This window comes from Streptomyces anatolicus (genome assembly GCF_019400875.1).
Classification (GTDB): Bacteria; Actinomycetota; Actinomycetes; order Streptomycetales; family Streptomycetaceae; genus Streptomyces; species Streptomyces anatolicus.
Map to the genome: position 1 here is coordinate 1 of NZ_WMBF01000568.1, position 3659 is coordinate 3659.

Annotated in this window: 4 protein-coding genes; all 4 read left to right on the top strand. The window is 72.5% G+C overall.

Annotated elements, in window-relative coordinates; genetic code table 11:
* Positions 1-67: 67 nt before the first annotated feature.
* Complete coding sequence (locus GKQ77_RS29625; RefSeq protein WP_219692197.1) at positions 68-964, top strand: SDR family oxidoreductase; 897 nt, start codon at positions 68-70, stop codon at positions 962-964.
* 45 nt (positions 965-1009) lie between these two features.
* The gene (locus tag GKQ77_RS29630) at positions 1010-2203 is read left to right on the top strand and encodes an FUSC family protein (protein ID WP_308117824.1); all 1194 of its coding nucleotides are present in this window, start codon (positions 1010-1012) and stop codon (positions 2201-2203) included.
* A 122-nt stretch (positions 2204-2325) separates the two neighbouring features.
* Positions 2326-2799, top strand: a complete 474-nt coding sequence (locus tag GKQ77_RS29635) for an SRPBCC family protein (RefSeq protein WP_219692198.1) — start codon at positions 2326-2328, stop codon at positions 2797-2799.
* A gap of 89 nt (positions 2800-2888) precedes the next feature.
* Positions 2889-3659 (top strand): phytoene desaturase family protein (locus GKQ77_RS29640; protein WP_219692199.1); only part of this gene is annotated, 771 nt, incomplete at its 3' end.

Sequence of the window (3659 nt, forward strand, 5' to 3'; positions counted from 1 at the left end):
CCCCTCAAGTGGTGGGAGCCGCCCCCGAAGCGGAGGGTGGGAAGGGACGACCAGGAAGGCGCAGCTGATGAACGACACCCCCGGCGCACAGGACCGGCAGGACCCGACCACACGTCACCCCCGGCCCGAGTTCCCCCAGCAGGACCAGGAGCCGCCCGGCTGGACGGGCGCCATGGACCCGCCGCCCGACCACGGCGAGGAGTCGTACCGAGGCAGCGGCCTGCTGAAGGACCGCAAGGTGCTGCTGACCGGCGGCGACTCCGGCATCGGCCGGGCGGTCGCCCTCGCCTACGCACGCGAGGGCGCGGACATCGTCTTCACCCATCTGCCCTCGGAGGCGGGCGACGCCAGGGAGACGGCGCGCCTCGTCGAGGACGCCGGACGGCAGGTCTTCGCCGTGCCGTGCGACATCCGCGAGGAGGAGCAGTGCCGCAGGCTCGTGGAGCGCGCGGTGACGGAGTTCGGGCGGATCGACATCCTGGTCAACAACGCCGCCTACCAGATGTCCCAGCCCGAAGGCATCGGTGACATCTCCACCGAACAGTTCGACCAGGTCGTACGGACGAACCTGTACGGGATGTTCTGGCTCTGCAAGATGGCCGTGCCGCACATCCCGCGCGGCGGATCGATCATCAACACCACGTCCGTGCAGGCCTACAAGCCGAGCCCGCACCTCCTCGACTACGCCATGACCAAGGGCGCCATCGTCACCTTCACCCAGGGCCTCGCCCAGATGCTGATCGACGACGGGATCCGCGTCAACGCGGTCGCCCCGGGCCCGGTGTGGACGCCGCTGATCCCCGCGACGCTGCCGGACACCAAGGAGTTCGGCAAGCAGGCGCCGATCGGGCGCCCCGCGCAGCCCGCGGAGATGGCGCCCGCCTACGTCTTCCTCGCGTCCGAGCACGCGAGCTTCATCACCGCCGAGATCATGAACGCCACGGGCGGCACGCCGCTGCCCTAGACAGACAGCGGATCGACAACGGGACGGGAAGAGGACGGAAAAGAGGTGGCCGGTATTTGGTGGAACGCGCTGCGCTGGGAGGTGTCGGCCCTGTGGCAGTCCGCGCGCAGGGCCGTGACGACCTCGGGGCCGGAACGTGACACGACGGTCCAGTCGCTCAAGGCGGCGGGCGCCGCGGTGCTCGCCTGGGCGCTCGCCGGGTGGTGGTGGAGCGCGCCGATGGCGCTCCTCGCCCCCTGGACGGCGCTCTTCCTCGTGCAGAGCACCGTCTACCGCTCGCTGCGCTCGGCGATGCAGCAGTTCGCGGTGGTCATGGTCGGCACGCTGCTCGCGGCGGGCGCCGCGGTCCTCACGGGGAACAACACGCTGGCGGCCATGGCACTCGTCCTGCCCGTCACCGTGCTCCTGAGCACCTACGCCCGCTTCGGCACCCAGGGGATGTACGCGCCGACGGCGGCGCTCTTCGTCCTCGCCTACGGCACGTACTCGGGCTTCGACATCCTGCACCGCCTCTTCGAGACCCTGGTCGGCGCCGTCATCGGCATCGCGGTGAACGCCCTCATCCTGCCCCCGGTGCACGAGCGTGACGTGCTGCATCTGCGCAGCCGGCTGCCCCAGGAGAGCGGCGACCTGCTGCACGCCGTCGCGGACGGCATCCAGGAGAAACCCTTCGACCCGAAGAAGGCCCAGGGCTGGTACGACCGTGCGCAGCGGCTGACCGACCTCGTGACGGATCTGCGCACCGCGCGGCGCTGGTCCGACGAGAGCTACCGCTTCAACCCCGGGCGCAAGCTGCGCCGCTCCGTGCCCCGCGCGCCCGCGTCCGACTGGGACTTCGCCTGGGACAGGATCACGGAGCACATCAAGACGACCGTGCGCACCCTCGCCGAGACGGGAGAGGACAGGCCCTCCCTCGCCGACCTGCCGGAGGACGCCCCGGGCATCCTCTCCGAGCTGCTGCGGGCGGCCGGGGACGTGTGCGCGCTCGACGAGAGCGGCGCCCCCGGATCCGAGGCGGGGGAGCGCCGCGGAACGGCGCGGGACCGCCGCAGCGCGCTGCGCACGGCCCAGGAGGCCCATGAGCGGCTGACGCTCCTGCTGACGGACAGCCGCTCCCGGGTTACCCCGGCCCTCGGCGGCCTCACCGCCGACACACAACGCCTGCTGAGCGACCTGGCGGCCCTCGCGGGGGACGCGGAAGGCTCGGACGCCGACAGCGCCGACACCGCGGACCGGTGACAGGCGCGTACGTACGACTCCTGTGGCGCACGGCGCGAGATTGCTGTGGGCTGAGGAGGTGGAAGTCCGCATACGCGGAGGCGCCGGCCACCACGGGTCGGCACCGGACGAGGAGGCATGACGTGGCCGTACGCCATCAGTTGGTCAAGAGGCCGCCCTCTGAGGTGTGGGAGGTGCTGGAGGACGGACACCGGTACGCCGACTGGGTGGTCGGCACGCACGACTCCCGACCGCTCGACACACGGTGGCCGGAGGTCGGCTCGCGCCTTGAGTACACCGTCCGGCTCGGCCCCTGGACGGTGTCGGGCCACACCGTGGTGCGCCACCTGGACAGGCCGAACCGTCTCGAACTGGAGGCCTACAGCGGGGTGCTCGGCACCGCCCGCATCGCCATCGAGGTGCGCCAGTGGGGCGCCCACACGCTGGTGATCGTCGACGAACATCCGCTCCAGGGGCCCGGCGGTGTGCTGCACAACGCCGCGGTCGACGCCCTCATCCAGATCCGGCACCGCAGCATGCTGAGCCGCCTGGCGGAGCTGGTCGAACAAGGCGGCTCCCCGGCTCGCGCGCAGGGCGAACCGGCCACCGAGTCCTAGAGCGCCTTCTGGCCATCGCAGAGCGCTTTCGGACGAGCGCAGAGCGCCTTCGGGCAGAGCAGAGCGCCTTCGGGCAAAGGGGAGTGGACATGCCGGACGCAGTGGTGATCGGCGCGGGGCCCAACGGCCTCGTGGCGGCGAACGTACTGGCCGACGCGGGCTGGAGCGTCGAGGTCCTGGAGGCCCAGGACCACCCAGGAGGCGCGGTACGCAGCGACCGCGGGGTGCACCCCGACTACATCAGTGACATGTTCAGCGCCTTCTACCCGCTGGCGGCCGCCTCGCCGGTCCTCGCCGCCCTGGACCTGCAGCGCGAGGGACTGCGCTGGGCGCACGCCGAGCACGTCCTCGCCCACCCGCTGGCGGACGGGCGCTGCGCCGTGCTGGACCGCGACCGCGCCCTGACCCGCGACTCGCTGGACGCGTTCGCCCCGGGCGACGGCCGTGGCTGGGACCGGCTGTGCGACATATGGGACCGCCTGCGGGAGCCGCTGATCCAGGCGATGTTCACGCCGTTCCCGCCGGTGCGCCCCGCGCTGGGTCTCGCCGCGCGGGTCAGGGCGGGCGGCGGGCTGCGCCTTGCCCGCTCGCTCATGCTGCCGGTGCGCCGGCTGGGCGAGGAGGAGTTCGCGGGCGACGGCGGACGGCTGCTGCTCGCGGGGAACGCCCTGCACGCGGATCTGGCGCCGGAGGCGGCGGGCAGCGGCGGCTTCGGCTGGCTGATGTCCATGCTGGGGCAGACGCACGGCTTCCCGGTGCCGGTGGGCGGCGCGGGCGCCCTGACGGACGCCCTCGTACGGAGGCTGGAGCGCCTGGGCGGGAACGTGCGCTGCGGCGAGCGCGTCACCGAGGTGGTGGTG